The organism is Streptomyces sp. NPDC058637 (assembly GCF_042717325.1).
GTDB lineage: Bacteria > Actinomycetota > Actinomycetes > Streptomycetales > Streptomycetaceae > Streptomyces.
In genome coordinates, this window is the sequence record NZ_JBHXRD010000007.1 from 124,431 (window position 1) to 149,045 (window position 24,615).

A 24,615-nucleotide genomic window follows, 5' to 3' on the forward strand; every position below is an offset into this window, starting at 1 on the left:
CACCCCGCTCGCGCAGTGGTGACGGCCCGCACACAGGTACCTTTTAGGCCTCAGCAGCGAGGCCGGCCCCGCGAACGCGGCCAAGGCAGCACGGTGGCCTGAGACGTCCGAATACAGCGGGCGGTCTTGTTCGGGGTGTGGGGCCGGCTCGCCGGCGACATCGGATCCCGCGCCTGTCCAGCTCCACCAGGGCAAGCAGCGCGGGCCCCGACCACGGGTCCAGGTCAGCGGCCTGCTTCCGCACGCCGACGGGCCGGCGGGCTCGGCTTGCAGCTCTTCTTCCGCTTCCAGCCTGGTCATCCTCGCGAGTGCGCATCGCTCGCACCACGGACAACGGCTCGATTCGAGGAACCGGTACCGCGTGGGCGGATTCACCGAGGTGCGTAGCATCGGCCACAACAGACGTTGATCTCAGCCACAGATGAGGACCTCATGGCCAAAAATACTCCACCAGCAGATATCAGTGCGAACTATGCCCAGAGAATCTCCGACGACTTGAGTGCGAACCGGGGTGAGCAGGAGCGCGTCCGGGCCGAGCTCGATCGCCTCCAGGACGAACTCATCAGCCTCGAGACGGGCGAACAGGTGCTGGTGAAGATGCGCGAAGTTCTGGACAGCAGCGCATCGGCAGCCCCCACGAGCAGCAAGACGGCGGTTAGCGTTCCTTCCGCGCGTCGGCGCAAGGCCAAGCCCTCTCTTCGGAAGGCGGCAGGCGGAACCGTGGCCCCGTCGCCCAACTCGCCCGACACGAACGACACGAACGACACACGCAAGGAGCCTGGTCGGCCGACGTGGCGGGAGCTGGTCACCGAATATCTGTCAGGTCAACGTGAGCCGAAGTCCTCCACCGAAGTCACCGCGGCTCTGACAGAGGCCTACCCACAGCGCCAGGTACAGGTCACCGTCGTGCGCAACACATTGGAGCAAGGGGTTGCGCACGGCCTGATGGAGCGGCACAGGCAAGGACGCTCTGTCTTCTACAGCTCGGTCTCAGCGGCCTCCGTCGGCTCATCCCAGGAGGCTGAGGCACCGGCCCCGTAGCGGTGCCAGGACCTACCAGGGCCTGGGCCTGGCTGAGCCCCTGGCGTGCCCCCAAGGGCTCGGCCCTCTGGCCGCTTCGGGGGGGTGGTCGCTCCCTCAGGTCGGCCCGTAGCTGCTTGCTCCTGTCGACTGGTCATGTGCCTTCGATACCCAGGTATTCCTTGGTCCCCGCAGTTGTTTCTCGAAGACCGTCGTCCATCGGCAAGACCCGAGGACGGGTGAGGGCTTCTCCGCTGCGTAGAAGAGCCAGAGGTCCGGTGAAGGGGTCCTTGGCCGCATGGTGCCGGACCGTCGTGCCATGGAGGAACTTCCGCTCGATGCCATGCGCCGGCCGGGCTGTCACCCGAAGCCGCCTCCTCCGCCCAGGAGGCCCCACGGAGCAAGAGGCCCGTCGAGCCCTTCCGGGCCGTTCCCGAGACCAAAGCCTGCCGCCCCCAAGCCGGTAAGGACGCTGCGTCCCCAGGGTGCCCTGCGAAGAGAAGCCGGCAGTGGCGCTGAGGAGCGGGGAGCGGACGTCGCTCCCGACCGTTCCCGTCCGCCTGTGACGATCAGGAACCGGCGTGCGGCCAACTGGGCTCCCGAGAAAGCGTCGTGGACGCCCAGGAAGGCGTCGGACAAGGTCACAGACCAGCTGGGAGGCGTGGGGGCACACTCTGTCCCCGAGCCGCCGGTGACCGTCATGACGGTCTCCGCCACTTGACTCGGGCCGCGCTCGGGGACGGAGGCCGACGAGTGACCGTGCACGTCGCGGACGACAGGTCCTCCGTCGTCGTGCTGGTGATGTCCCTCACCAGAGGCCCGGCCGAGCAGGACGAGTGCGCTCCGCTGACGACACCGGCGGGACTCGGTGCGGCAGAGTGCGGCAGCGACACCGGCTCCGACGAACCGGGGCCGTTGGGCCCCATGGGAACTATGACTGCCCCCTTCCTCGGACGGCACCCGGAGTTCGAGGGTCGTCTGCCTGGCCGGACCTGGCGTGCTCACGACCGTCTTCTCTGGAACCCCTCGCCTCCGGCCGGGTCGACCAGGTGAGAATGTGACGCTCTTCATCTAGCGGCAAGTACTGACGAGAGATGGCTCATCGGTGTAGCGTCAGGTCCAGCTGTCGTGGTTCCTAGGAAATCGCCCGCGAGATTGTCAGCGGGCGATTGTGCTGTTCAAGCGAGTCTCGAAGGACCAGGGCGATCACCTCCGGTTCCCGCAGGGTGCGGGAACCGATTCTCAATGCCTTGGAGGCAACATGGCCAGCGGAACCGTGAAGTGGTTCAACTCCGAAAAGGGCTTCGGCTTCATCGAGCAGGACGGCGGCGGCCCCGATGTCTTCGCCCACTACTCCAACATCGCCAGCTCCGGCTTCCGTGAGCTCCAGGAAGGCCAGAAGGTGAACTTCGACGTCACCCAGGGCCAGAAGGGCCCCCAGGCAGAGAACATCACCCCTGCCTGAGCCCTCCATCCTCTCGGGACCCGCCTCGCGACTGCTCGCGGGGCGGGTCCCGTGCGTCAAGGCCGTCCTCCGTCACGACGTGAATCCTGCCCTGATGGAGATCCGGTCGGCTCGCAGACCCCTGTCCCGGAGCAGCGGAGGGTTCAACCGTCGGACCCCGGGTTTCCGTCCCATGGCCCCTTCAGTCCCCCGCAGGGAGCGCAGTCGGGCGGACAGGGAAGGCCGGAAGGACGTCCGTGGAAGGTGGGAGCGGATGGCCCCGGGCCCCCCTTCCGCCGCGTCCGCCCCATTCTCACCTCCGCGCCCTCCCCACCCAGGAGACGGGTCTCGACGCGGTGTCCGCCGCTGGTGACGATCACGAGCGGCGTGCCGTCGGCGCGGAGGACGATGTTGTCGGCGACGGCGCAGCCCAGCTGGGCTGCCGCCGCTGCGGCCGTCGGCGCGGGGTCGGGTGGTTCCACGGTGCTGACCGGGGCTTCGTACTCGGCCAGGACCTCGCGAACCCGTTGAAATGCCGTGTGCGTGAACGTGCCCCATGGGGCGGATTGCCCCTGTCGACGGTGCGACGTTCGGGTGAGCCGCTGCTCGCCGTACCTCTGGATGGCCGGCCGTACCGCATGGATGGTCGGCCGTACCGCATGGATATGGCACGACCGCCGTACGGGAGGGCGCTCAGTCGGGGAGGTGACGGGTGAAGCCGATGCCGTGTCCGGCGAGGCGGGCGAGGGCCTGTTCGGACTCGTCGGCCCCGGGGGCCGCACAGGTCAGGCCCACCGGCAGGAGGCCGTGCAGGATCTGTTCCACCCCGTCGGCCAGTGGCCGGGAGACGCAGCGGGCCATGGCGCTCTCGGCGGCGTCGCCGACGGTGTCGAGGAGGTAGTGGCCCTCCCAGGCGTCCCCGGCATCGTTGCGCACGTCGAGGGAGACCCTCAGGATCACGCGGTCGCGGTCGCTGTCAGTGGTGGGGTGGCGGGCCGCCAACTCGTCGGCCAGGTGTGCGATCCGCGTGTCGTCGCCGCGGCGCAGTTCGGCGAAGACCGGTTCCCAGGCGCTGATCCAGCCGCCCAGGCGCAGCGTGCCCCGCACGAACGTGTCCACGTTCCACTGCGGGGGCAGCCCGTACTGAGCGATGAAGGGCACGCTGTCGCGGTTGGGGTACACCTCGAAGGTCTCGCCGCCGACCGTCTGCGTGACGGCGGCCTCCCACGGCCTCGCGGCAGTGACGCGATCGCCGTCCGCCACGTACCGGGCGGGCGTGCGCAGCGCTGCCAGTACGCCCCGGGGCGCCCAACTGAAGCGGTAGCGGAAATCGTTGGGTACGGCGGGCACCCCCCCGCAGTAGGACGTGAAGCGGACCCGCGCGGGAGCGTCGCCCCACCGTTCCCCGGCCCGGCCGATCAGGCTGTGGGCGAAGAGATGGTCGATGCCCGGATCGAGTCCCGCCTCCGCGAGGATCACGGTGCCGTTCGCGGCGGCGGCCGGGGCGAGTTCGCGCATGGCGTCGGAGGCATAGCTGCTGCAGGCGAAATGGGTCCGTCGGCCGACGCACACGTGCAGCAGCGCGTCGTGTTCACAGGCGGGCAGCATGGAGACCACGATGTCGCCGGGAACCAGTTCGGCGCTCAGCGCTTCGGGGGTGAAGGCACGGGGGGCGACGCGACCGGACAGCCCGAGCCGGTCCAGAGCCTTCTCGGCGCGGTCGGCGCTGCGGTGCCAGAGCCGTACCTGCGGTGCCGTCCGGAGGACGGCCGCGAGTCCGCTGCCCGTGGACAGGCCGGCACCCATCCAGTGCACGGTGCCGGTGGGGGCGATCATGTCGGTCGCGCCCGTAACGTCGGTCACATCACTCACGTCCGGTCCTTTCCGAGGTGCGGTCGATGTCCGTCAGCAGTGCCGTGTGGAAGCGGGCCGCACAACGGCCCCACGGGGAGGCCGGGTCGTTGCGGCCGTGAGCGAGAGCGAGCAGCTGGGGCAGCAGTGCCGCCGAGAAGTCCGTACTGGCTTCCTCGGGCAGCAGCGAGGGGAGGTTGTCCAGGGCGATCAGGTCGAGCGGTGGCGTGTCGAGCAGTCTGCGTACGGGCTGCTCCCAGGTGGTCACCGCGTCGTAGATCGGCAGCATGTTGCACTCCGATCCGACGTCGCACGTCACGTCGCAGACGGTGGTGAGCCTGCGGTGCGGGGTGTCGAGGTCGCGCGGGGTGAGGAAGGGGGTGGCCGGCACCGTGCTGAGTACGGCGTTGACCAGCAGGTCGTGGGCGAGCAGGGCCGGGCGGTCGAGGTCGCGGGTTTCGGCCATGTCCCAGCGGACCGGGTCGAGGCCTGCGGCGGTCAGCGCGTCGCACGCGCCGCGTCCGCAGCGGCCGAGTGCGCCGAGGACAAGAGCCCTCAACTCCGGGTCCCCGGGGCTCCGTTCCAGGGAGGCGTCCAGTGCTGCCCGCGTGGTGGGGACGGGGGGTGAGGTGATCCCGCCCCGGGCGCACAGGACCGCGAGGGCGGTTCCGGCGTATCCGGCCCAGTAGCCGAAGGCGGCCAGACGGCGCCCCAGGTCGTCGGTGAGTTCTTCGAGGTCGAGCAGTACGCCGCCGCCCGCCGCGAACCGGTCCAGCAGGCGCGCGGCGCCCGGCTGCCCCTTGTAGGCGTGACCGAACATGACATGGCGGTGAACCAACCCGTCCGGACCGTCGGGGAGTTCCTTCAGGCCGACGACGACCGCGTCGCGGGGCGCGCCGGTCCAGGCGTCCGGCGCGGCGGGCCGGCATCCGGCGGCCAGGTAGGCCGACAGAGGGAACACCCGTTGCGGGCAGTCCTCGACGGTCACGGGGACACCGGCGGCGACGAGCCGACGGGCGTCCTCCGGGGTGATCGGGGCGCGCCGCTCGTGGGGGCGGGTCTCACGGCGCATCCAGAGCTGCGGGGCATCGGTCATGGCGGTCGGCCGCTCCTGTCGGTTTCGGTGCCGGTCGCGACAAGTGTTCCGGTGGCACCGGTGGTACGGGGCTTCGGTGGCACGGATGCCTGGGTGTTGCGGGTTCCGCTCACACGAGATTGGCCTCCGGGCGTGCCTCCTGAACAGCGAAACGCTCGGCCCGCAACGGGGACACGTCGACGAAAGGCTCCCGGCCGAGGTACAGGTCACGGATCACTTCGCCCACCGCGGGTGCCTGGAGGAAGCCGTGCCCGGAGAACCCGGTGGCGTACAGGAAGCGCGCGGGTCCGCCGGCCTCGCCGATCAGCGCGTTGTGGTCGGGGGTGGTCTCGTACAGTCCGGCCCAGCCGCCGGTGACGCGCGCCTCCAGCAGGGCGGGGGCACGCCGGCTCATCGCGGCGTGCAGCCGGGGCAGCCACGCGTCGGAGACCGTGGTGCGGAAGCCCGGGGTCTCCTCGGGGTCGGACATGCCCAGCAGTACGCCAGGGCCCTCCCCGTGGAAGTAGAAACTGCTGTCGAAGTCGATCGTCATGGGCACGTCGGACGGCATCCCCGGCACCGCCCCGGTGACGGCGATCTGACGGCGCAGCGGCTGCACGGGCAGTTCCACGCCCACCATGGCGCCGACCTCGGCCGACCAGGCACCGGCCGTGCAGATGACGTCGGACGTGGCGATCCTCCCCCGGGAGGTGAGGACCGCCTTGATGTCCGGGCCCGTCGTCTCGATGCCGGTGACCGCGCAGTGCCGGACGATCACCACACCGTGCCGGCGTGCGGCGTCGGCGTAGCCGTGCACCACCGCCTCGGGGGTGCAGTGCCCGTCGTCCGGGGAGAAGGCGGCGGCCAGCAGCCCTTCGGTGCTGATCAGCGGGGACAGCCGCTGCGCCTCGGCCGCGTCGATCATGCGGCTGGGCACGCCCAGACCGTTCTGCAACCGCACACCGGCCTCGAAGGAAGCCACCTGCTCAGATGTCGACAGGAGGAAGAGGTACCCCACCCGGTGCAGCCCGATGTCGTGCCCCGGTTCCTCGCCGAAGCGGCCGAAGGCCTCCAAGCTCCGGGAGCCGAGCTGGATGTTCAGTACGTCGGAGAACTGCGCCCGGACTCCCCCTGCGGCCTTGGACGTGGAGCCGCTGCCCAGTTGGTCCCGCTCGACGAGCACCACGTCGCGCACACCGGCACGGGCGAGGTGGTAGGCGATGCTGGTGCCCATCACTCCGCCGCCGATGACGACGACCGACGCCCGGCCCGGCAGCGCTCCGCCAGGCCGGGCCCCGCGCCCGCTCATCGCGCGGCCGCCGGTCGCTCGTCCGCAGGCGCCGGTCGTACGTCCACGGCCGCCGGTCCCTCGTCCGCGGCCCTGGCCGCGTCGACGACGGCCCAGGCCGCCGCCGCGTCCTGGATGCCGAGGCCCACACTGAAGTACAGGACGATGTCCTTCTCGAAGGAGCGCGCCGCCCGTTGCCCGGTCAGTACCTGCCCGAGGGGCACGAGATCACCGGGCACGAGGTCGCCGCTGCCGATCGCGGCGACCACGGGACCCGCGTGTCCTGCGGCGGTCCGCGGATCGTCCACCACGACTGCGGCGGCCCGTTGCAGGGCGTGCGCGTCCACCTCGTGCCGGTCGGGCTCGAACGAGCCGACGCCCACCACCGTGGCGCCCGGCGACAGCCACCGCCCGCGCAGGACCGGCTCACGGCTGAGAGTGCAGGTGGCGATCACGGGCACGCCGTTCACCGCCTCCCGTGCGCTGTCCACCGCGTCGGCCCGTACCCCGAGTTCGGCGGCGATGCGCTCGGCGGCCAGGACGCGGTGCTTCTCGGTGGGACTCCAGACCCGTACCGCACGCAGCGGCCGTACCCGTGCGACGGCACGGGCGTGGGCCAGCGCCTGGGTGCCCGAGCCGAGCAGTCCCAGCTCGTCCGCGCCCGGAAGGGCGAGCGCGTCGACGGCCACCGCACTCGCCGCGGCGGTGCGCAGCGTCGTCAACGTGGTGCCGTCCAGCACCGCGACGACGGCCCCGGTCGCGGGGTCGAGAACGACGACGACCGCGTTCACGCTGGGCAGGCCGTGTGCGCGGTTGGCGGGGTGGACGCTGCCGAACTTGGCGACCGCCCCGGTGTCCGCGGAGAGGCGGGACACGTAACAGAACATCACGCTGTCGTCGAAGCGGCTCGGATGCATGACCTTCGGCGGCAGGTCGGCCGTGCCGTGGGCGAGGGCGGTGAACGCGCGCCGCTGGGAGGCGATGGCCTCGTCCATTCCCAGCAGCGTCGCGACCTCCTCGGCCGAACAGAAGAGCGGACGTGTGGGCATGAGGTCTCCTGGTTCTTCTCGGGGGAAGGTCGGGCGGCGGCCGGTCAGCGGCGCGGGGGCGGCTGCCCGGACCGTGGTGGCGTGGCGTCGTGGTCCCGCGAGAGCTGTGGTGGCGGCGTGGGCTGCGCGCCCGGGGACGAGGGACGGCTGGAGAGGACGCCGGCGGTGGCACCGGTCAGGACCAGGGCGGCCCCCAGGAGTTGCAGCCACGTCAGCCCGCTGCTCAGCAGCACCGCGCTGGCGACGATGCTGACCACGGGCTCCAGCATGCTGCCGATCGACGCGCGCGTCGGACCGATCACGGTCATCCCGAGGAAGAAGCAGAGAATCGCCACGACCGTGGAGACCAGGGCCAGGGCGAGCACCCAGAGCCAGCCCCGGAACGCGAAGTCGAGCCTCAGATCGCCCGTGGCCGCCCCGTACAGCAGGAAGGAGACCGCCGCGGCCGCCGAGACGCAGGCCGTCATCACCACGGGGTGCACACTGCCGCTCACCCGGTCGCCGTACAGGATGTAGGCGGTGTAGACCCCGGCGGCGCCGAGTACCTGCAGGACGCCCACGATGTTCAGGTCCGCCCCGATGCGGCCCAGCACGAGTGACACTCCCGCGAAGGACGCCAGCATCGAGCCGACGATGGCCAGCGAGGGCCTGTCCCGGCCGACGACGGCGGACACGGTGGCCACCAGGGCCGGGTACACGTACAACAGCAGGGCGGCCAGCGCGGGCGAGATGTGTTTGACGGACGAGAAGTACAGCGCCGACTGTGCCGTGTACAGGACCCCGCCCAGCACGACCAGCCGCAGCAGGTCCGCCCGCTTCGGGGGGCCGGTGCGGCGCGCGTGGCGGATCGCGTACGGGAGGAAGACCGCCGCCGCGAGGGCGAAACGGAGGAAGAGCAGCGTGGCGAGGGTCAGCCCGTCACGGTAGGCGAACGTGGCGAAGACGGGCATGAGCCCGAAGCCGGTCGCGGAGAGCCCGATGAGCAGGTAGCCCTTCAACATCCGTGACCTTCTTTTCCGGCGGACGAGCGTCCGGGCGGCCCCGGTTCGACCCGCCGCAGTTGCGCGCTGATGAGCCCCATCAGCCAGGGAACCCTTTCGTACACGGAGAAATGGCCGCCGTCGTGGTGCGCCACGGTGCAGCCTTCGTCGGAGTACCGCCCCCATTGCGTCAGCACGGCGTCGTTGGTCAGGGGGTCCTGACGGCCTGCCAGCACGAGCAGGGGCGCCGCCGTGCGCCGGAGCTGTTCCCCGGGCAGGTAGGTGTGGGCCATCCGCAGGTCGGCGCGGAAGGCGGGCAGGAAGAAGTGCGCGGCGATCGAAGGACTCAGCCCGGGCGGCACGCTCCCGAGGGCCCGGAGTTCGGCGAACAGTTCGCCGTCGGTGAGGCCGAGGACCCGGCGTGTCCAGGCGGGCGGGCAGTGCGGCGGGTTGCGCCCGGACACCACGAGCAGCGCCGGCTCCGGCTGGTCCTCCGGCCCCGCCGCGGCAGCCATCTCGTACGCGATCAGGCTGCCCATGCTGTGCCCGAGCAGGACGTACGGGTTCCGCCCGGCCGTGGCGCGCACCGTCGCGGCGAAGTCGCGGGCGATCTCCCGTACCGACCGCGCGGTGGACGCTCCCGTCCGCGTTCCCCGTCCCGCAGGTTCCAGCGGCACCACCTCGATGCCGGGCGGAGCGTGCCGCTGCCAGCCCCGGAAGACGCGGGCCGAACCTCCGGCGTGCGGTACGCAGAACAGCCGGAGCACCGCGTCCCGGCGGGGCGGTGCGGTACGGGGGACGGACGGCGCGGTCACTTGTGGAAGCCCTCCTGGTCGGCCTCGGTCACCGTGACGGTGCGGGGGCGCTCCGACGGCAGGAGGGCGGAGTTGAGGGTCCGCCGCATGCTCTGCGCCGCGTCGGGCTGCGGATCGGCCACCTCCAGCTCCACCTCCAGGAAGGACTCTCCGTCGTCCCCTGTGCCCACCTTCGTCACACAGCGCACCACACCGGGCAGGCCCAGCGCGGTCTGGCGGACGGAGCTGAGGGAGACCTTCTCGCCCCTGATCATCACGAAGTCCGACAGGCGGCCCCGGAAGAAGAGGTAGCCGTCCTCGATGCGGAAGACGTCACCGGTCGCGACGACCCCCGGGGCGGACAGTGTTCGTCCGGCTCCCGGTGCGTCGGAGAGCTTGCGCACGAGCGTCGTGTCGCTGGCGACCATGAGTTCACCGGTGCCCTCGTCACCGGGCTGCTCACGCAGCCAGACCCGCACCCCGGGCAACGGCAGCCCCACGGAGGCGTACCGGTGCGGGGGTTCCGCGTGCGCGGCGAGGGTGGACACCCGGGGCCCCGCCTCGGTCAGCCCGTAGGTGAGGTACAGCTCGCCGCCGGGACGGCCCGCCAGCAGCCTGGCCACCTGCTCCGGCGGTAGGCGGTCGCCGCCGACGGTGAGCGCCCGGACGCCCGACGGAGCTCCCGCGGGTTCTTCAAGGAGCCGCCGGACGATGGTCGGCGTGACGGAGGAGTGGGTCACCCCGTGGTCCGCGATCTGTTTGATGTACCCGGCCGGGGAGAAGGGCGGCCCGGACACCACCACCCTGGCACCGCACCCGTACGCGGCCAGCACCTGCGCGACCATCGCGTACGAGTAGTACAGGGGCAGGTTGACGAGGACGGTGTCGCCCGAGTGCATCCCCACGGCCCCGGCGTGCCGCTCCGCGTTGCGCAGCAGGGACGAGGCCCGGTGCAGGCAGGCGCTGGCGGCCCCGGACGTCCCGGAGGTCGACATCAGCACGTCTCCTGCCGCGTACGGGGGCGGGCCGCTCGCCTCGTTCAGCAGGACGGCCGCGCCGCCCGGGACCGGGTGGGCGCGCGGGACGCCGTAGCGCTGCGGGTCGGGCCGGGCGGCGATCAGCACCCGGACGTCCAGTTGCCGGGCCAGCCTGCGGATGCGCGCGGAGGGGGTCGCCGGGGCGACGGCGAGCGGCACCAGCCCCAGGAGCAGGGTGGACAGGTAGAGGCGCAGCATGTGCAGGGAGTTGGAGAGCGCCAGCAGCACGGCGCTGCCGGGGGGCAGACCCAGCGCGGCCAACGCGGCCAGGGTGTCGTCCAGCGACGGCTCGGGGCCGTCCGCCGCGCCGGGCTCGGAGGAGCGGTCCAGGAACTCGGCGACCCGCCGGTGTTCTAACAGGAGGTCATCCGTGGCAGACATCCGTGGTGTCCCTTCATGGCCGCTGTACCGCGTCGGCGATCGGCGGGTCGGTGAACAGTTTCCGGGCGAACCCGGCGCCGTCGGCTCCGTCGTCGTCGGGCGTCCCGGCACGGAGCACCACGCAGGTCGCCGTCCACGAGTCGCCGTCCTGCCGGTACGCGGCCCACAGCACGTACCTCGCCCGGCCGGTGTGCAGCCAGGCCCCGGCCAGCGCCGTCGCGACGTCCGCGGCGGCGTCGGGGTCCGACTCCAGGACCAGGGACGGGCCCCGCAGACCGAGGGTGAGGCAGGTGAGTCCGGCCAGGATGCCGGGATTGGAGCCCGCGAACCGCAGTGGCGAGACCCGGCCGCGCGCCGCGTCCCGGGCGATCCGCAGGTGGGTGGGCATAGCCCGGCCGTCGTTGGTGACCAGGACGGCGACCTCGTCGGGCTCCGCCAGGACCTCCTCCCGGCAGGTGACGAGCGCCTCTTCGGCCGCGGAGACGATCAGCCAGGCGACCGGGTCGGCGTAGAAGGACGGTCTGTTGCGCGTGCAGGACGAGGGGTCGGCGACGGACAGGGTCGCGTGCCCGGCGACGGCGAGCGGCAGGGCCGGTGTGCGGCTGCCGGACCCGGAAGGCACCGCGGTGGGCGCGTCGGTCACGGCGGAAGGCGCTGCCGTGACCGCGTCGTCCCCGGCGGGCGGCCCGGAGTCGAACAGCAGGCAGGTGTTGAATCCGCCGAACCCCAGGGTGAGGCTGATGCCTCGCGTACCGTGCGTCTTCTCCGGACCCCCGCGGGGCAGCCGCAGCGACAGACCCGGCAGCGGGGAGGAGAGTCCGTGGAGGGGAGGCACCTGTCCCTCCTGGAGGGCGAGCACGGTGGCCACCGCCTCGATCGCCCCGGTGGCACCGAGACTGTGGCCGAGCGCCCCCTTGGTTCCGAAGACCAGGGCGGCGGGCCCGGTCCGGACGCCGCCGAACAGCCGCTGGACAGTGGCGGCTTCGACCTCGTCGTTGAGCGGGGTGCCGGTGCCGTGCGCGCAGATCACGGCCACGTCGCCGGGCACGCTGCCCGACCTGGCGAGGGCCCGCCGCACCGCGGCGGCCACGGTGCGCCCGGACGGATCCGGTGCCGTCAGCCCGGACGCGTCGTTGGCCGAACCCGCGCCGCTCAGCGTCGCGTACACCCGGGCGCCCCGGCGGCGGGCCGCGGCGGCGCCCTCCAGCACCAGGAAGCCCGCACCCTCACCGAGGGTCATGCCGTCGTGCGTCACGTCGAAGGCGCGCAGCCCGGTGGGGCTCATCGTGCCGAGTGCGGAGTGACCGAGCCGCTTGGCCTCGGTCAGTACGTCCACCCCGCCCGCCAGGAAGATTCCCTCGCCGTCGCCCTCGTGGAGCAGTGCCCGGGCGAGCAACAGGCTGTCGGCCCCGGCCGAACAGGCGGTGGTGACCACCAACGGCCTTTTTCGGTGGCCGAGTTGGCGGGCCGCCGCCATGGCCCAGTCCTCCTGGGGGTCCTCGCGGTCGATGCGGGCGTCGAAGCTGGTGCCCGGAACGAGGGTCAGTCGGCCGTCGTCCGCCGCCACGCCCGCGTCCCGCAGGGCCGCGGCCATGGTGCGCACCGCGAGGCCCACCTGCCGGTCCCAGGCCTCCCGGCCTCCGGGTCGGTAGGCCGGGGAGGGCACGGCGGCGGCACGTTCCGTACGCAGCCGGTGCGGCGACGGCAGGTCGGCGACACCCGTCGCACCCGAGCAGAGCTGCTGCCACACCTCCTGGAGGCCGTCGCCCAGCGGAGTCGCCCAGGCCATACCGGTGACGACGGCCTCGGGCGCGGCACTCACCACAGCTGACGGCCGAGGTCCGCGGCCTTCCTGCGGGTCAGCGTTCCACGGAAGGCGGCGACCGGCAGGCCGTCGACGGTCGCCTGGCACGAGAAGAAGAACGTGGTGCCGACCAGCCGGTCGGCTCGGACGTCGAAGATCACCTGGTCGCCGGGGACGACGGGCCTGGTGAACCGCGACTTCACGGAACCGATCAGCGTCAGCTCGTCGTCGGCCAGCGGGCTGGTGCTCATCTGGTAGAGGATGATCCCGGACTGCGCGAAGGCCTGCATCAGGTGGCTGCCCGGGTAGATCGCCCGTTCCGGGAAGTGTCCCGCGATGGCGTCGAGGTTCCCGGAGACCGACAGCAGGCTCTTGAGGAAGACCCCGGGCTCGTGGTCGGTGATCCGGTCGATGTAGATCATCGGGTGGCGGTGGCGCAGCCACTTCTTGAGCTCCGAGAAGCCGATCTGCCGGTCGGCACCCTGCTGCGGCTCCTGCGACGGGGGCATTGCCGCTGCCGTACGTTCAGTGGGCTGCGATGTCGTGTCGAGCTGCATCGGAGACGATCCCTTTCAGAGTGTGACGGACAGCCGGAGGCAGCGGCACCGGGCCGCCGGCCGTCGGGTGGACGGCTGCGAAGGTGAGGATTCCGGAGGCGAGTTCGGTGCGTGTACCGTCCGTCTCCTCGCGCAGCAGACTGGCGGCCACCCGGATGCGGGCGGCCCCCACGTGCTCCACGACGACCTCTCCGGCGATCGGGTCCCGGTAGGCACCCGGCCTGCGGTAGCGCACCGTGAGCTCGGTGACGGCGAGGTCGGCGCCGAGTTCGGCGATACGGGCCAGCCCTGCGCCGTGTTCCTCGAAGTGGTCGAGTACGAAGGTCTCCAGGAGGGAGACGTACCGGGAGAAGTGGACGACCCCGGAGGCGTCGGTGTCGACGTGCTCGATCCGGCGCCGTACCGTACCGACGACGGTGGCCGGGGCGTCCGCCGAGGTCACAGCGTCTCCTGGAAACGCCGGGTGCCCTCGCCCAGCCGGTCGACGATCTCGTCCGCCTGCGCCTCGCTGGTGATCAGCGGCGGAGCGATCCGCATCGTCGGGTACACGTAGCGCAGACCGTGCGAGCGCTTTCCGGCACCGGCCATGAACTCGACGTACACCCCGGCCGAGATCAGGTGGGAGCGCAGGAGGTCCAGTTGGGCAGACGCGGTCTCGGACAACTCCACCCCGTGCATGACGCCGAGGCCCCGCGTGTGCGTGTACATCTCGGGGAAGCGCTCGACGAGCCCGGACTGCAGCCGGTCAGCCAGCCGTGCGCCCAGTTCCGTGGAGTGCTTGAGCAGCCCCTCGCTCACCAGGTGGTCGATGCCGTCGTGCATCACGGCACAGGTCAGCGGGCGCAGGTCGGACGTGGAGATGGTGCCGGTGGCACGGGCCCGCAGCTCACGGCGGGCGATGACCATGGAGGTCGACAGCGCGCCCATTCCCAGGCTCTTGCCGATCACCGTGATGTCGGTGGGGACCGGTCCCTCCGCGTCGTGCATGCCGAACCAGCGGCCGGTCTTCGCGAAGGTCAGCACCTCGTCGGCGACCAGCCAGGTGTCGTTGTCCCCGCACATTCCCGACAGGCGGCGCAGGTACCCGGGCGGGGGCAGCAGGATTCCGGCGTCCCCCTGGACGGGCTCGACGAAGACGGCGAGCAGCCGCTCGGAGTTGGCGGCGAAGTACTCCCCCAGCGCACCCTCGTCGCCGAACGGGATGTGCTCCACTCGCAATCCGTAGTCGTGGTCCGCGACGGGGCCCGGCAGACCCACCCGGTAGTGCCGGCGGTTGAGGAACGGCAGCAGGCCGTGGGTCCAGCCGTGCCAGGCGCCCTCGAACGCCAGGATGGTGTCCCGCTTCTCGCGCCCGGGGCGGTGGCGCAGACGCCTGGGGTCGAACCGCGATTCGAGGACCAGCCGGAGCGCCAGTTCCAGTCCCTCGGAGCCGGAGTTGCGGCCCGCGACGTGGTAGGCGTCGCCGGGGAAGTGGTCCGTCCACAGTCCCTCGGCCCCGAACAGCCGGTCCAGCAGGGCCGCCCGTTCGCGGGACGCGATCTCGTCCGTCACGTACCCGGTGTCGGTGACGGCCCGCTGCAGGGAACGCCGCACACGGTCGTGGCCGGCGCCCAGGCAGGCGCTCCCGTAGCCGCCGCTCGCGTCGAAGAGGGTGAAGGGTTCACCGCGTCGGGGCCCGGCGAGCTCGACCGCCTCCAGCTCGATGCCCCGGGCGCCCAGGCAGGCGAACGGCAGGGGCGGGCGGCCGTAGTGGTTGTAGTGCATGGACTGACTTCGCTGGAGCTGGTCGAGTTCGGACTCGGTGAGCCGGGTGCCGACTGGCGTGGACAACGGTGTCTCCGTCCCTGGCGATGCGATGAGTTGATCGTTTCCGTGTATGTGTACGGCGGAGGCGGGGACGCCCCCACGGCGCCGCCCGGTGGAGCCGGGCCGGTGCCGAACCGATGGGCGGGGGCAACCGTCAGCCGGCGGGCTGGGCAGTGTTCTCCTGCTCCTTCAGCAGCCGCTCCACGAGACTGACGACCGTGCCGAGGGTGGCGAAGTGCTGGGGCGAGAAGTCGTCCTCCGAGATGGTGATGCCGAAGTTCTCCTCGCACATCACACGCAGTTCCACGAAGCCGAGCGAGTCGAGCCCGTAGACGTCCCGCAGGCTGTCGTCCGCGTCCATCCGGCCGACCGGGACCTCCACCATGAGCTCGGAGGAAAGCAGTCCCTTCACGGTCTGTGCCACGTTCGTTGCGTTCACTCGGATCTCCTCTTCGACGGCCCTGACCAGGACGGCCGGGCGGTGCGGTTGACGGTGGGACGAAGGACCGGCTGCTGTGCAGTGACCGGTCGGTCTCCGGCGCCCGGGCCGCGGCATGCGGCGTCGGGCAACGCCGTGGGCGACAAGGATTCGTGGACGGAAGGAACGAACGAGATTCAACGATGTCCGACATGATCGCCACAAGCGCCCCGGAGAAGTTGGCGGCATTCACCACCTTGCGGCCGGCCGCGCATCCGCCGCCGAAGCCGTCACTCCGCAGGTGGGGCACGGAACGGGGTCGTCAAGAAATCTTCCGTCGGGGGTGTCGGGTTCTCGCCACCCGGTCCACGGGACGCTCCCCCGGCCGTCTTGCGGCGCCCCTGGCCACCGGGCACCCTTGGAAACCGTCCGGCGCAGACCGGGCCGCGCACGGCTTGTTCTGCTGCTGACGTCCACTCAACTCCCTTCTATGCAAGGGAAGTTCACTTTGGCAACCCTGGTGACGACTGCCGCGCCCTGTGACGGCGCGCGCCGAACGACCGAGAGGTTCACTTGGACACACCGGACGCGGACCGCGCGGACGACGCGGCACGCCACATCGCCAGGATCGACCGCGACCGGCTGGCGGCGACGCTGGTCGACCTCATCGGGCTGCCGAGCGTCAACCCCTTCGGCGCGCCGCCGGACGGCGAGGCCGGAGAGCGGAAGATGGCCGACTACCTCGGCGGCCGGCTCGAAAAGCTCGGGTGGGCGTGCAGGGCCACAAAGTTCGCCCCCGGGCGGTACAACTTCGTCGCCCGTGCACCCCGGGCCCGCGCCACGGGGCACGGCCGATCACTGATGCTGGCCGGTCACATGGACACGGTCGAGACGACCGGTTATCCCGAGGCCCTCTCCGGCACCGTGCGCGACGGCAGGGTGTACGGGCGCGGTGCGTGCGACATGAAGGCCGCACTGGCCTGCTACCTCGAAGTCGCGGAGGTACTGGCCGAGCAGGGGGTGCCCCCGAACGGCGAGCTGTTGATCGCCGGAGTCGGTGACGAGGAGTACCGCCAGGAGGGCGCGAAGGCCTTGGGCCGGTCCGGTCCGCGCGTGGACGGCGTCATCATCGGCGAGCCGACCGAACTGAAGATCTGCCACGCCACCAAAGGACTCGCCGCCTACGACCTGACCGTCACGGGCAGGGCCACCCACAGCAGCGTGCCCCACCACGGGGCCAACGCCGTCCTCGCGGCGGCGGAGCTCCTGGGGGCCTTCCCCCGCTACGCACAGCGACTCGAGCGCCACCATCACCCGTTGCTCGGGCACCCCACGGTCAACGTCGGAGTCATCGAGGGCGGCGTGAAGCCCAATATCGTGCCCTCCCGGTGCCGGGTCGGCTTCAGCCGGCGGCTGCTGCCGGGTGAGACCCCGGCCGTCGTACGGGCGGAGATCACCGAGCTGCTCGGCACACCGGATGACCGGCTGAGCTGGAGTCTCGGTGACGCCTGGTGGACCGTCGAGCCGTACGAACTTCCCGGCGATCACGTCTTGGCGGAGGTGGTCCGTGCCGCCGCCACGGAGGTGCGGATTCCGGACACGACCCCCCACGGGTTCCCCGCCAGCTCGGACGCGGCGTATTTCGGTTCGCCCGTCCTGCTCTTCGGACCCGGGTCGCTCGCCCAGGCACACAGCCTCGACGAGTGGGTGGCGGTCGACGACATGGTCACCGCGACGGCCGTGTACCTGCGCGCCGCCCTCACGATGCCGGGCCTCCCGCCCGAAGCGGTTCGAACGCCGTGATGCCGCAGGAGGAGGCACCTCCCGAAAACCTCCGCAAGGTCGTTCTGGCGGGCTCCGTGGGCGCCCTGGTCGAGTGGTACGACTTCGCGGTGTACGCCTATATGGCCACCGTCATGGCCCGGCTGTTCTTCCCGGCGGGCGATCCCGCCAACGCGCTCCTGAACACCCTCGCCATCTTCGCCGTGGGCTTCGTTCTGCGTCCCGTCGGCGGCGCCGTGTTCGGCCACTACGGCGACAGGTTCGGACGGCGCAACGCCCTTTCCGCCTCCATCATCCTGATGGCGGTGGCCACCCTGGCCATCGCGGTACTGCCCACCTACGCCCAGGCGGGAATGCTCGCACCGGTGTTGCTGGTGCTCGCTCGCATGGTCCAGGGGCTGGCGGCCGGCGGCGAATGGGGAGGGGGTACGGCCTTCCTCGTCGAGTACGCACCTGATGGCCGAAAAGGCCTGTACGGCAGCCTCCACCAGTTCGCCACCATCCTCGGCTTCGTCTGCGGAATCGCGTTGAGCACGCTGGTCACGGCGGCCTTCACGCGGTCGGCGCTCGACTCCTACGGCTGGCGGGTGCCGTATCTCATCGGCGCGCTCGGCGCTCTGGTCGGTCTCCATCTGCGCCTGCGGATGGAGGACACCCCCGCCTTCCGGAGCCTGGCGCGGGGCCGGTCGGTGGTGCGCGCTCCGCTCAGGGAAGCCTTCACGAAGCACACCCGCACCGTGCTCCTGGTCATCGGAATAGTCGTCGCGTGGACGATCGCGTACTACGCCCTGATCGGCATGCCCAGCTTCACGGCGGGGACCCTGGGGGTGCCGCTGTCCACAGCGCTCGCCTGCAACCTGATCGCCATGGTCGTGCACCTCCTGCTCCTGCCCGTCACCGGGGCGCTCTCCGACCGGATCGGGTGGAGACCTCTCATGCTGGGCTCCACCGTGGCGCTCGCCCTGGTGGCGTACCCCGTCTACTGGCTGATGGCCCAGGGCACGTACGGCAGCCTGCTGCTCGGGCAGGTGGTCTTCGCGGGCGTCCTCGCGGTCTTCTCCGGTCCGGCGCCGGCCGCGCTGGCGGAGCTGTTTCCCGCGCAGGTACGGCAGAGTGCGCTGTCCCTGGGCTACAACATCGCCACCGCGGCCTTCGGCGGCACCGCACCGTTCGTCGTCGCCTTCCTCGCCTCCCGCACCGGCGACGACCTCGCCCCCGCCTACTACGTGATCGCCGGTGCCTTCGTCACCACGACTGTGCTCGCGCTTGCCACCGGCCCTCCTGCCCGACGCCCACCTCAGGACGGCGCCCCGCACCCTGAAGCGGTACGAGAACACGAAGACCGGGCTCCGTGACCTACCCGGCGGCAGTCGGCCCATCTCCTCCGAGGGCGAAGAGCGCGAGGTCCGCCGCGACAGCGCGCCCCCGCCCATCGGCCGGGACGCTCATCGTGCCGGCGCCTACGCGAAGTTGGGGGCCCGTTCGTCAGGGTGACAGCAGGGACGACAGACGACTGCCGCGTGGGCCAGGCACGTCACGGGACGAGGACACCGGCCCCGGCCGCGACCACGCCGCACGACCATGCCTGGTATCGCGACGCCCCGCCGCGTCGCCGGGCGCATCTCTTCCGTCCGGAGATCCTTCTCGAACCTCCGCGTCAGGCTGCGCACCGGTATCACCGACGCCGACGATCACCCGGCCGCCCCGCCGGTCCGGCACCCTGGTGGTGTACTCCTTCGACGTCTCGTCACCGGAGCGGCCCCCGGCGGAGCGCCGTCTGCCCCACGCCGCCACAGGTCACGGCGTAGCACACCGCCGGCCCCGAAGGGCCCCGACACCGGCTCCTCCTGTCGCCGCCCGCACCGTCTGTCCGAACGCCGCCCCGGCCGGCCGCCACAGCGCCATCGCCGTCGGCCCCACCACCATCACCCACACCAGGGCCTGACCGAACGGCTGCTCGCCGAGGGTCCCCACCGCGCCGGACCGGTCGGTCCGAGCAACACCGACGGCGCTCGGCGGCCCGCCGGATCCGCGACTCCCACGGCGTCAGTCGTCGCCGGGCAGCCGGGACCGAAATCGTAAGGTGACTGAACCGACCACGTGCGAGGAAGGGGACCTCCTGGGCTCCCGTCGCGGTCAGGTTCCTAGCATGGGCACATGGTTGCCCGTGATATCCAGCAGTCCGATTCAGGAGGAGAAACAGTGTCCCGAGACGACGCCGAAGCCCGCGGTGTCTCCTCCCCACCGGCGGCCCAGGCGCGCGACTCGGCCGGCCCTTCTCCGGGATCGCGACGAGACGGGGCCGTCGAGGACTCCCGCCCGGTGGCCGACCTCGTCGAGCGGGCAGCCGCTCTGGTGGAACCCGTCAAGCCGAGGCTGCGCGGTTGGCTTCACGCCGGCATGGTCCCCGCTTCGCTGGCAGCGGGCATCGTCCTCATCTGCCTGGCAGGGACGCCGCAGGCCGTGCTGGCCTGCACCGTGTACTCCGTCACGGCCTGGCTCCTGTTCGGGACGAGCGCCGTCTACCACCTCGGCACCTGGGGACCACTCGGTGAGGCCGTTCTGCGCCGCCTCGACCACGCCAACATCTTCCTGATCATCGCCGGCACGTGCACCCCGCTCGCCGTGCTCCTGCTCTCCCGCGACCAGTGGTCGGTCCTGCTGTGGATCGTCTGGACGGGCGCGCTGGTCGGTATCGCCTTCCGTGTCCTGTGGGTCGGAGCTCCCCGCTGGCTGTACACCCCCTGCTACCTGGCTCTGGGCTGGGCGCCCGTGCGATACCTGCCCGACTTCCTTCACCGTGGCGGGGTGGCGGTGCTCTACCTGATCGTGGCCGGCGGGCTTCTCTACAGCGCGGGCGCGGTCGTCTACGCCTTGCAGCGCCCCAACCCCTCACCCCGATGGTTCGGCTTCCACGAGGTCTTCCACGCACTGACCGTGGCAGCCTTCACCGCCCACTACATCGCCATCTTTCTCGCCGCTCGCTGAGCGGCGAGGCACCTCGACCGCTCGCTGGGCGGTCGGGGTGCGGGCCTCGGCGCTCGCCGACCGTCCGGAGGGCCGCACGAGGCCGGCCCTCCGCCGTCAGGACGCGGCGGGCGGCTCGCCTCGGCGCGAGCGCAGTATCGAACGCACCAGCAGGTACGGCACGGCGACGGCGAGAAGCGGCAGGGCGGCCTGGTGAAGACTCGATCACGAAGGCCGCGTCGGCTCGGGGCCGAGCCGCCTACCAGTAATGACGGCGTCCACCGACCGCGTGACCGACCCCCCCGAGGATCCACAGGATGACGCCGATCACGACCAGGACGATGCCGATCGTCCACAGGATGGAAATGCCGGCCAAGAACCCGATGACGAGCAGAATGACCCCAAGAATGATCATGGTGACCTCCGGCCTCGCAGTTACCTCGATTCCAGGGTAGGCGCAACCCGCCGAGGCGGCCTGTCGGGCTCCTGTCCTTCCGGGGGCATGAACAGAAGCCGTCCGATCGGCACACCTGTCCGGTGCGACGGGACGGCCGCGGCGACCGGGAGCCGTCGGGCGGGACCTGGTCCCTGGACATGGCGGGGAGTTCTCGGTCGACCCGATGGGCGCGGTGGCGGCCTTCCCGGAGGCTGACCTCCGCCGGGAGATGGTCGAGGCCCGCCGAGTGCCGTGCGGGACCTTTTCGTCAGCGGCTCGGCTCATCCGCCCGAAGCCCACACATCCGGTACGTGCGTGCAGACGGCTTCGGGCCGCGCTCGCCGTCCAGTAAGGCCACGCGGGTTGCGGCGTGACGAGTTCCGGCCAACGCGATCGTCCCCGCGACCTTGGGCGGCCTCCTCTTCACTGCGCTCGGCATCCACTGGCCGCACGAGGCCGCAACCGTCGGCAGGGCGGCCTGGCCGTACGACGAGGGCTGGGATGTCCTCGCGATGGCGATGAGCGGGCTGATGAGCCTGTGGGGGCCACTGCTGCTGATTCTCACGTATGCGTACTACCGACGCCGTAGGACCTGATCCCGGTCTTCGGTGGGAACACTCGAACCCTCGCGGCGAAAAACATCATGTCTGGTGTGCGGCTTACCGACGGTCATCGCTGCCTGGGCGGCTCGGGCATGGTGGCGGCGCCTCCGGTCGGCCCGGGACACGCGGCCGGCACCCGCCCGAGGGGCTGAGGACACCTGCCGGCCGATCCGGTTCCGTACCCTGGGGACATGCGGATGCGCCCCACCCTGAGCTGGACCCCTCCCGAGGACCTGTCGCCGGGCACCACGGATCCGGGGCCGGTCGCCGACGTGCTCGGCGCCGGCGGTGTGCTGGTGCTCAGTGGGGCGGGCATCTCCACGGAGTCGGGCATCCCCGACTACCGGAGTGAGGACGGGAGCCTGGGCCGGCACACCCCGATGACCTACCAGGACTTCATCGCCGGCGCACAGGCTCGGCGCAGGTACTGGGCGCGCAGCCACCTGGGCCGACGCACGTTCGGCCGGGCGCGCTCCAACGCCGGACACCGGGCCGTGGCCGCGTTCGGGCGGCAGGGCCTGCTCTCGGGAGTGATCACCCAGAACGTCGACGGTCTGCACCAGGCCGCCGGCAGCCAGGGCGTCGTGGAGCTCCACGGAAGCCTGGACCGGGTCGTCTGCCTCTCCTGCGGCGCCTTCAGCGCGCGTGGTGAGCTCGCCCGGCGGCTGGAGGAGGCCAACCCGGGCTTCGCACCGGTGCCCTCCGCTGTCAATCCGGACGGCGACGCCGATCTGACCGACGAGCAGGTCGGGGACTTCCGCGTGATGCCCTGCACGGTCTGCGGCGGCATCCTCAAGCCGGACGTGGTGTTCTTCGGCGAGTCCGTGCCCCCTCAGCGGGTCGAGCACTGCCGCGAGTTGGTGCGTGGGGCGGCTTCGCTGCTGGTCCTGGGCTCCTCACTGACGGTGATGTCCGGACTCCGGTTCGTCCGCCAGGCGGCCCAGGACGGAAAGCCGGTGCTGATCGTCAACCTGGCCCCGACCCGGGGCGACCGGCACGCCGTCACCCGCGTCGCTCTCCCGCTGGGAGCGGCCCTGACCGCGGTGGCCGGCCGGCTGGGCGTCCCCCCGTCGACAGCGGGGCGGCAGGACCGGGTGAAGGTGCTCAGGAGTCGTAGGTACGCGTACTCATCCGACCGGGCCGGGTGACGGGCAGGGTCGGAGGATGAATCAGGACCGCCCCGGCCGTGAGCCACGCAGTGCCCTGGCCAATCTCGGCATCTTCCTCGCGGTGCTGCCGTTCAACGTCCTTCCGGCCGGCTATGCCTGGCTGGCGGTCGGCATCGGTGGCTGGGCCGCCACGAAGAACGGCGAGCAGCCGACCCTGCCGGTGTGGGAGATCGCGGGGTCCGGCAGCGCTCTTCTGGCGGTGGCGCTGGGTTTGGCATGGGGCCGGTTCCGGGCCGCCGCCGCCGCGCAGGTCGGCCTCACGGCGGTGCTGATGGCCTGGCTTCTGTCGGCGTACAGCTGACGTATCGCGGCGGGGACGGGCCGCCGCCCGACGCGACCGGGCGTTCGGGACGCGCCGGACCGCCCGCCACGGTGGCCGCCTGACCGTTCAGCCGGCGTCGTCCCGGGTGAGGCTCGCGCCGGTACGGGCCGCGGTCTCCCGGAGCGGGATGTACGACGCGTTGCAGGTGCCGGGTCGCTGGGCCAGGACGACGACCGGGGTCTCCGTTGCCGAGATACCGGTCGTCGACGGTGATCTGACGGCCCCACGGGGCGTGAAGCCCTTGTCCGACGCCCTGCGGCCGCCGAGGGGCGGCTGTGAGGAGGCCGTGCGGCGGCTGCCCTGGCGGCAGGGCGAATCGAACGGGTCACTTTGCGGAACCTTTACCCGGGATCGGCCGTTGGTCCGAGTGAGCACACGGCTCGCGACCGACAAGTCAGAATCAGACCGAGGTGACGTCAATGGCAGTGTGGGACAAGCTCAAGGACCAGGCCAAGAATCTGCAGCAGTCCCAGGGAGGGCGCCCGTCCGGCGGACGGAGCGGCGGGACAGGGTCCGGCGGTGGTTCACGTGCCCAGCTGGTCAGCACGCTGAAATCACAGCTGACCTCCCTCAAGACCGAGCTGAAGAGCGGTGCCTACCGGGACGCGAGCATGGCGGTGTGCGCGCTGGTCGCCGCCGCGGACGGTCATGTGGACCCGGCCGAGCGGCAGCACGTGGAGTCGATGATCCTGGGCAACGACGTCCTGCAGAACTTCCCGCCGGAGCAGCTGCGCACGCGATTCAACAAGCATGTGGACCAGTTGGCCCTCAACTTCCAGCAGGGCAAGGCGGACGCGCTGCAGGAGATCGTCAAGACGGCCAAGAAGCCGACCGAGGCACGGGCCGTGATCCAGACGGGCATCGTCGTCGCCGGTGCCGACGGCGACTTCTCCCACGCCGAACACATGGTGCTGCGGGAGGTGTGCACGGCGCTGGGGCTGTCCCCCGCCGAGTTCCAGCTCTGAGACCCCTCCCCCGCACCGGTTCCCGGGGCGGCGGCACCCGTCGGACGCGGTCCGACACGACGGGTCCGCCGGCCCGGAACGGTCCGGTGGCTCAGTGGCCTCCCCGGTTCTCGACGCAGGGGCCTGTGCCGGGCTGCGGTTCGGCGTAGGCGCCGTGCACCTCGCCGGTCAGCTCGTCCTCGGTCACATGCCCGGACACGCAGGTGACTCCCGTGTGGACGCTGTAGAACCCGGACCAGATGTAGACGCCGTGCTCCTTGCCGCACCCCAGGCGCTTCAGTGCCGCCGCGATCCGGGCATCGCCGAAGTCCCCCTCCTCGCGGACGTTCTCCAGCTCCTCGCGGATGAGCCGGGCCGAGGCCTCTCCCCGCACACGCTTCTCCTCGGTCAAGGGGGCTTGCATGCGGTACGCGTGGTTCTCCTCGTAGTGGGGTGCGCCGTCACCGGGTTCGCCCTGCCGGGTGCCGTCGGCATCGGGAACGGCACCCGGAGCGGGGGAGGACGGCGGCTGCGCGGGCGCCCCCTCAGGAGGCTGCGCGCAGGTCGGCCGGGGAGCGAAGGAAGTCTGCGGGGTGACGGAGGACTGCGGCGCCGACCGCGCGTCGCCGCTCCGCTCGGTCCCGCAGGCGGTGACGCCGATCAGCAGGAGAGCGGCTGCCGCGGCTGATCGTCCGAATGGCTTGGGCATGCGCGGAGTCTGCCACCCGTTCCGGGTACGGGCGTCGGCGCGGGTACTCATCTCCGGCGGGACGTCCCGGGCTTGCCCCCGGCCTCCCTCGCCGCACCGCGCACTCCGCACACCTGAGCCGCGGTCTTCGGGCGATCTGGGCACCGGCGCGGATTAAACCGGCATTCGGCAGAGTTGTGC

Annotated in this window: 23 protein-coding genes; 8 read left to right on the plus strand and 15 right to left on the minus strand. The window is 71.5% G+C overall.

Features of this window, described 5'->3' with window-relative positions:
• The first annotated feature begins 432 nt into the window (after positions 1-432).
• Entirely contained in the window at positions 433-1,041 is a 609-nt protein-coding gene (locus ACFWVP_RS09185) for a hypothetical protein (RefSeq protein ID WP_384494939.1), read from the plus strand.
• A 1,240-nt stretch (positions 1,042-2,281) separates the two neighbouring features.
• Complete coding sequence (locus ACFWVP_RS09190; protein ID WP_010982331.1) at positions 2,282-2,485, plus strand: cold-shock protein; 204 nt, start codon at positions 2,282-2,284, stop codon at positions 2,483-2,485.
• A 672-nt stretch (positions 2,486-3,157) separates the two neighbouring features.
• Here ACFWVP_RS09190 and ACFWVP_RS09195 read toward each other — a convergent pair.
• From ACFWVP_RS09195 to ACFWVP_RS09250, 12 genes are all read right to left on the minus strand, one after another.
• Positions 3,158-4,300, minus strand: coding sequence for a saccharopine dehydrogenase family protein (locus tag ACFWVP_RS09195; RefSeq protein ID WP_384495158.1), 1,143 nt, complete (start codon positions 4,298-4,300; stop codon positions 3,158-3,160).
• Positions 4,301-4,328: 28 nt separating this feature from the next.
• Positions 4,329-5,411 carry a saccharopine dehydrogenase gene (locus tag ACFWVP_RS09200; RefSeq protein ID WP_384494941.1) on the minus strand — a complete coding sequence of 361 codons (1,083 nt, stop codon included), beginning with the start codon at positions 5,409-5,411 and terminating at the stop codon, positions 4,329-4,331.
• A 109-nt stretch (positions 5,412-5,520) separates the two neighbouring features.
• A complete protein-coding gene (locus ACFWVP_RS09205; protein WP_384494943.1) occupies positions 5,521-6,699 on the minus strand; it encodes an NAD(P)/FAD-dependent oxidoreductase in 1,179 nt (392 codons plus the stop codon).
• A complete protein-coding gene (locus ACFWVP_RS09210; protein ID WP_384494945.1) occupies positions 6,696-7,727 on the minus strand; it encodes an ornithine cyclodeaminase family protein in 1,032 nt (343 codons plus the stop codon). The genes ACFWVP_RS09205 and ACFWVP_RS09210 overlap by 4 nt, the downstream gene beginning before the upstream one ends.
• 44 nt (positions 7,728-7,771) lie before the next feature.
• A complete protein-coding gene (locus ACFWVP_RS09215; protein ID WP_384494947.1) occupies positions 7,772-8,728 on the minus strand; it encodes a DMT family transporter in 957 nt (318 codons plus the stop codon).
• A complete protein-coding gene (locus ACFWVP_RS09220) occupies positions 8,722-9,522 on the minus strand; it encodes a thioesterase II family protein (protein WP_384494949.1) in 801 nt (266 codons plus the stop codon). Before ACFWVP_RS09220 ends, ACFWVP_RS09215 begins: the two co-directional genes overlap by 7 nt.
• Positions 9,519-10,919, minus strand: coding sequence for a class I adenylate-forming enzyme family protein (locus ACFWVP_RS09225; RefSeq protein WP_384494951.1), 1,401 nt, complete (start codon positions 10,917-10,919; stop codon positions 9,519-9,521). Before ACFWVP_RS09225 ends, ACFWVP_RS09220 begins: the two co-directional genes overlap by 4 nt.
• Before the next feature lie 13 nt (positions 10,920-10,932).
• A complete protein-coding gene (locus tag ACFWVP_RS09230; protein ID WP_384494953.1) occupies positions 10,933-12,741 on the minus strand; it encodes a beta-ketoacyl synthase N-terminal-like domain-containing protein in 1,809 nt (602 codons plus the stop codon).
• Positions 12,738-13,232, minus strand: coding sequence for a 3-hydroxyacyl-ACP dehydratase FabZ family protein (locus ACFWVP_RS09235; protein ID WP_384494955.1), 495 nt, complete (start codon positions 13,230-13,232; stop codon positions 12,738-12,740). Before ACFWVP_RS09235 ends, ACFWVP_RS09230 begins: the two co-directional genes overlap by 4 nt.
• Positions 13,233-13,248: 16 nt before the next feature.
• On the minus strand, positions 13,249-13,722 hold the full coding sequence (locus ACFWVP_RS09240) for an acyl-CoA thioesterase (RefSeq protein ID WP_384494957.1): 474 nt from the start codon (positions 13,720-13,722) through the stop codon (positions 13,249-13,251).
• Positions 13,719-15,110 (minus strand): aminotransferase class III-fold pyridoxal phosphate-dependent enzyme, encoded by a 1,392-nt coding sequence (locus ACFWVP_RS09245; protein ID WP_384494959.1) that lies wholly within the window; start codon positions 15,108-15,110, stop codon positions 13,719-13,721. The genes ACFWVP_RS09240 and ACFWVP_RS09245 overlap by 4 nt, the downstream gene beginning before the upstream one ends.
• Before the next feature lie 130 nt (positions 15,111-15,240).
• The gene (locus ACFWVP_RS09250; protein ID WP_384494961.1) at positions 15,241-15,525 is read right to left on the minus strand and encodes an acyl carrier protein; all 285 of its coding nucleotides are present in this window, start codon (positions 15,523-15,525) and stop codon (positions 15,241-15,243) included.
• Positions 15,526-16,077: 552 nt separating this feature from the next.
• Between ACFWVP_RS09250 and ACFWVP_RS09255 the strand changes: the two genes are divergently transcribed.
• Positions 16,078-17,307, plus strand: a complete 1,230-nt coding sequence (locus ACFWVP_RS09255; RefSeq protein ID WP_384494963.1) for a M20 family metallopeptidase — start codon at positions 16,078-16,080, stop codon at positions 17,305-17,307.
• The gene (locus tag ACFWVP_RS09260; protein ID WP_384494965.1) at positions 17,307-18,641 is read left to right on the plus strand and encodes an MFS transporter; all 1,335 of its coding nucleotides are present in this window, start codon (positions 17,307-17,309) and stop codon (positions 18,639-18,641) included. The genes ACFWVP_RS09255 and ACFWVP_RS09260 overlap by 1 nt, the downstream gene beginning before the upstream one ends.
• 442 nt (positions 18,642-19,083) lie before the next feature.
• Here the strand turns inward: ACFWVP_RS09260 and ACFWVP_RS09265 are convergent, their stop codons facing one another.
• Complete coding sequence (locus tag ACFWVP_RS09265) at positions 19,084-19,260, minus strand: DUF1206 domain-containing protein (protein WP_384494967.1); 177 nt, start codon at positions 19,258-19,260, stop codon at positions 19,084-19,086.
• Between the two features lie 228 nt (positions 19,261-19,488).
• On the opposite strand from ACFWVP_RS09265, the gene ACFWVP_RS09270 reads away from it, so the two are divergent.
• Positions 19,489-20,274: a hemolysin III family protein gene (locus tag ACFWVP_RS09270; RefSeq protein ID WP_384494969.1), complete on the plus strand. Its 786-nt coding sequence runs from the start codon at positions 19,489-19,491 to the stop codon at positions 20,272-20,274.
• A gap of 238 nt (positions 20,275-20,512) precedes the next feature.
• Here ACFWVP_RS09270 and ACFWVP_RS09275 read toward each other — a convergent pair whose 3' ends face one another.
• Positions 20,513-20,668 (minus strand): DUF6131 family protein, encoded by a 156-nt coding sequence (locus ACFWVP_RS09275; RefSeq protein WP_384494971.1) that lies wholly within the window; start codon positions 20,666-20,668, stop codon positions 20,513-20,515.
• Between the two features lie 814 nt (positions 20,669-21,482).
• On the opposite strand from ACFWVP_RS09275, the gene ACFWVP_RS09280 reads away from it, so the two are divergent.
• From ACFWVP_RS09280 to ACFWVP_RS09290, 3 genes are all read left to right on the plus strand, one after another.
• Positions 21,483-22,439, plus strand: coding sequence for an NAD-dependent protein deacetylase (locus ACFWVP_RS09280; protein WP_384494973.1), 957 nt, complete (start codon positions 21,483-21,485; stop codon positions 22,437-22,439).
• A gap of 16 nt (positions 22,440-22,455) precedes the next feature.
• The gene (locus ACFWVP_RS09285; RefSeq protein WP_384494975.1) at positions 22,456-22,761 is read left to right on the plus strand and encodes a hypothetical protein; all 306 of its coding nucleotides are present in this window, start codon (positions 22,456-22,458) and stop codon (positions 22,759-22,761) included.
• 440 nt (positions 22,762-23,201) lie between these two features.
• On the plus strand, positions 23,202-23,747 hold the full coding sequence (locus ACFWVP_RS09290; RefSeq protein ID WP_384494977.1) for a tellurite resistance TerB family protein: 546 nt from the start codon (positions 23,202-23,204) through the stop codon (positions 23,745-23,747).
• Positions 23,748-23,838: 91 nt separating this feature from the next.
• Here the strand turns inward: ACFWVP_RS09290 and ACFWVP_RS09295 are convergent, their stop codons facing one another.
• Entirely contained in the window at positions 23,839-24,435 is a 597-nt protein-coding gene (locus tag ACFWVP_RS09295) for a hypothetical protein (protein WP_384494979.1), read from the minus strand.
• Positions 24,436-24,615: the final 180 nt, after the last annotated feature.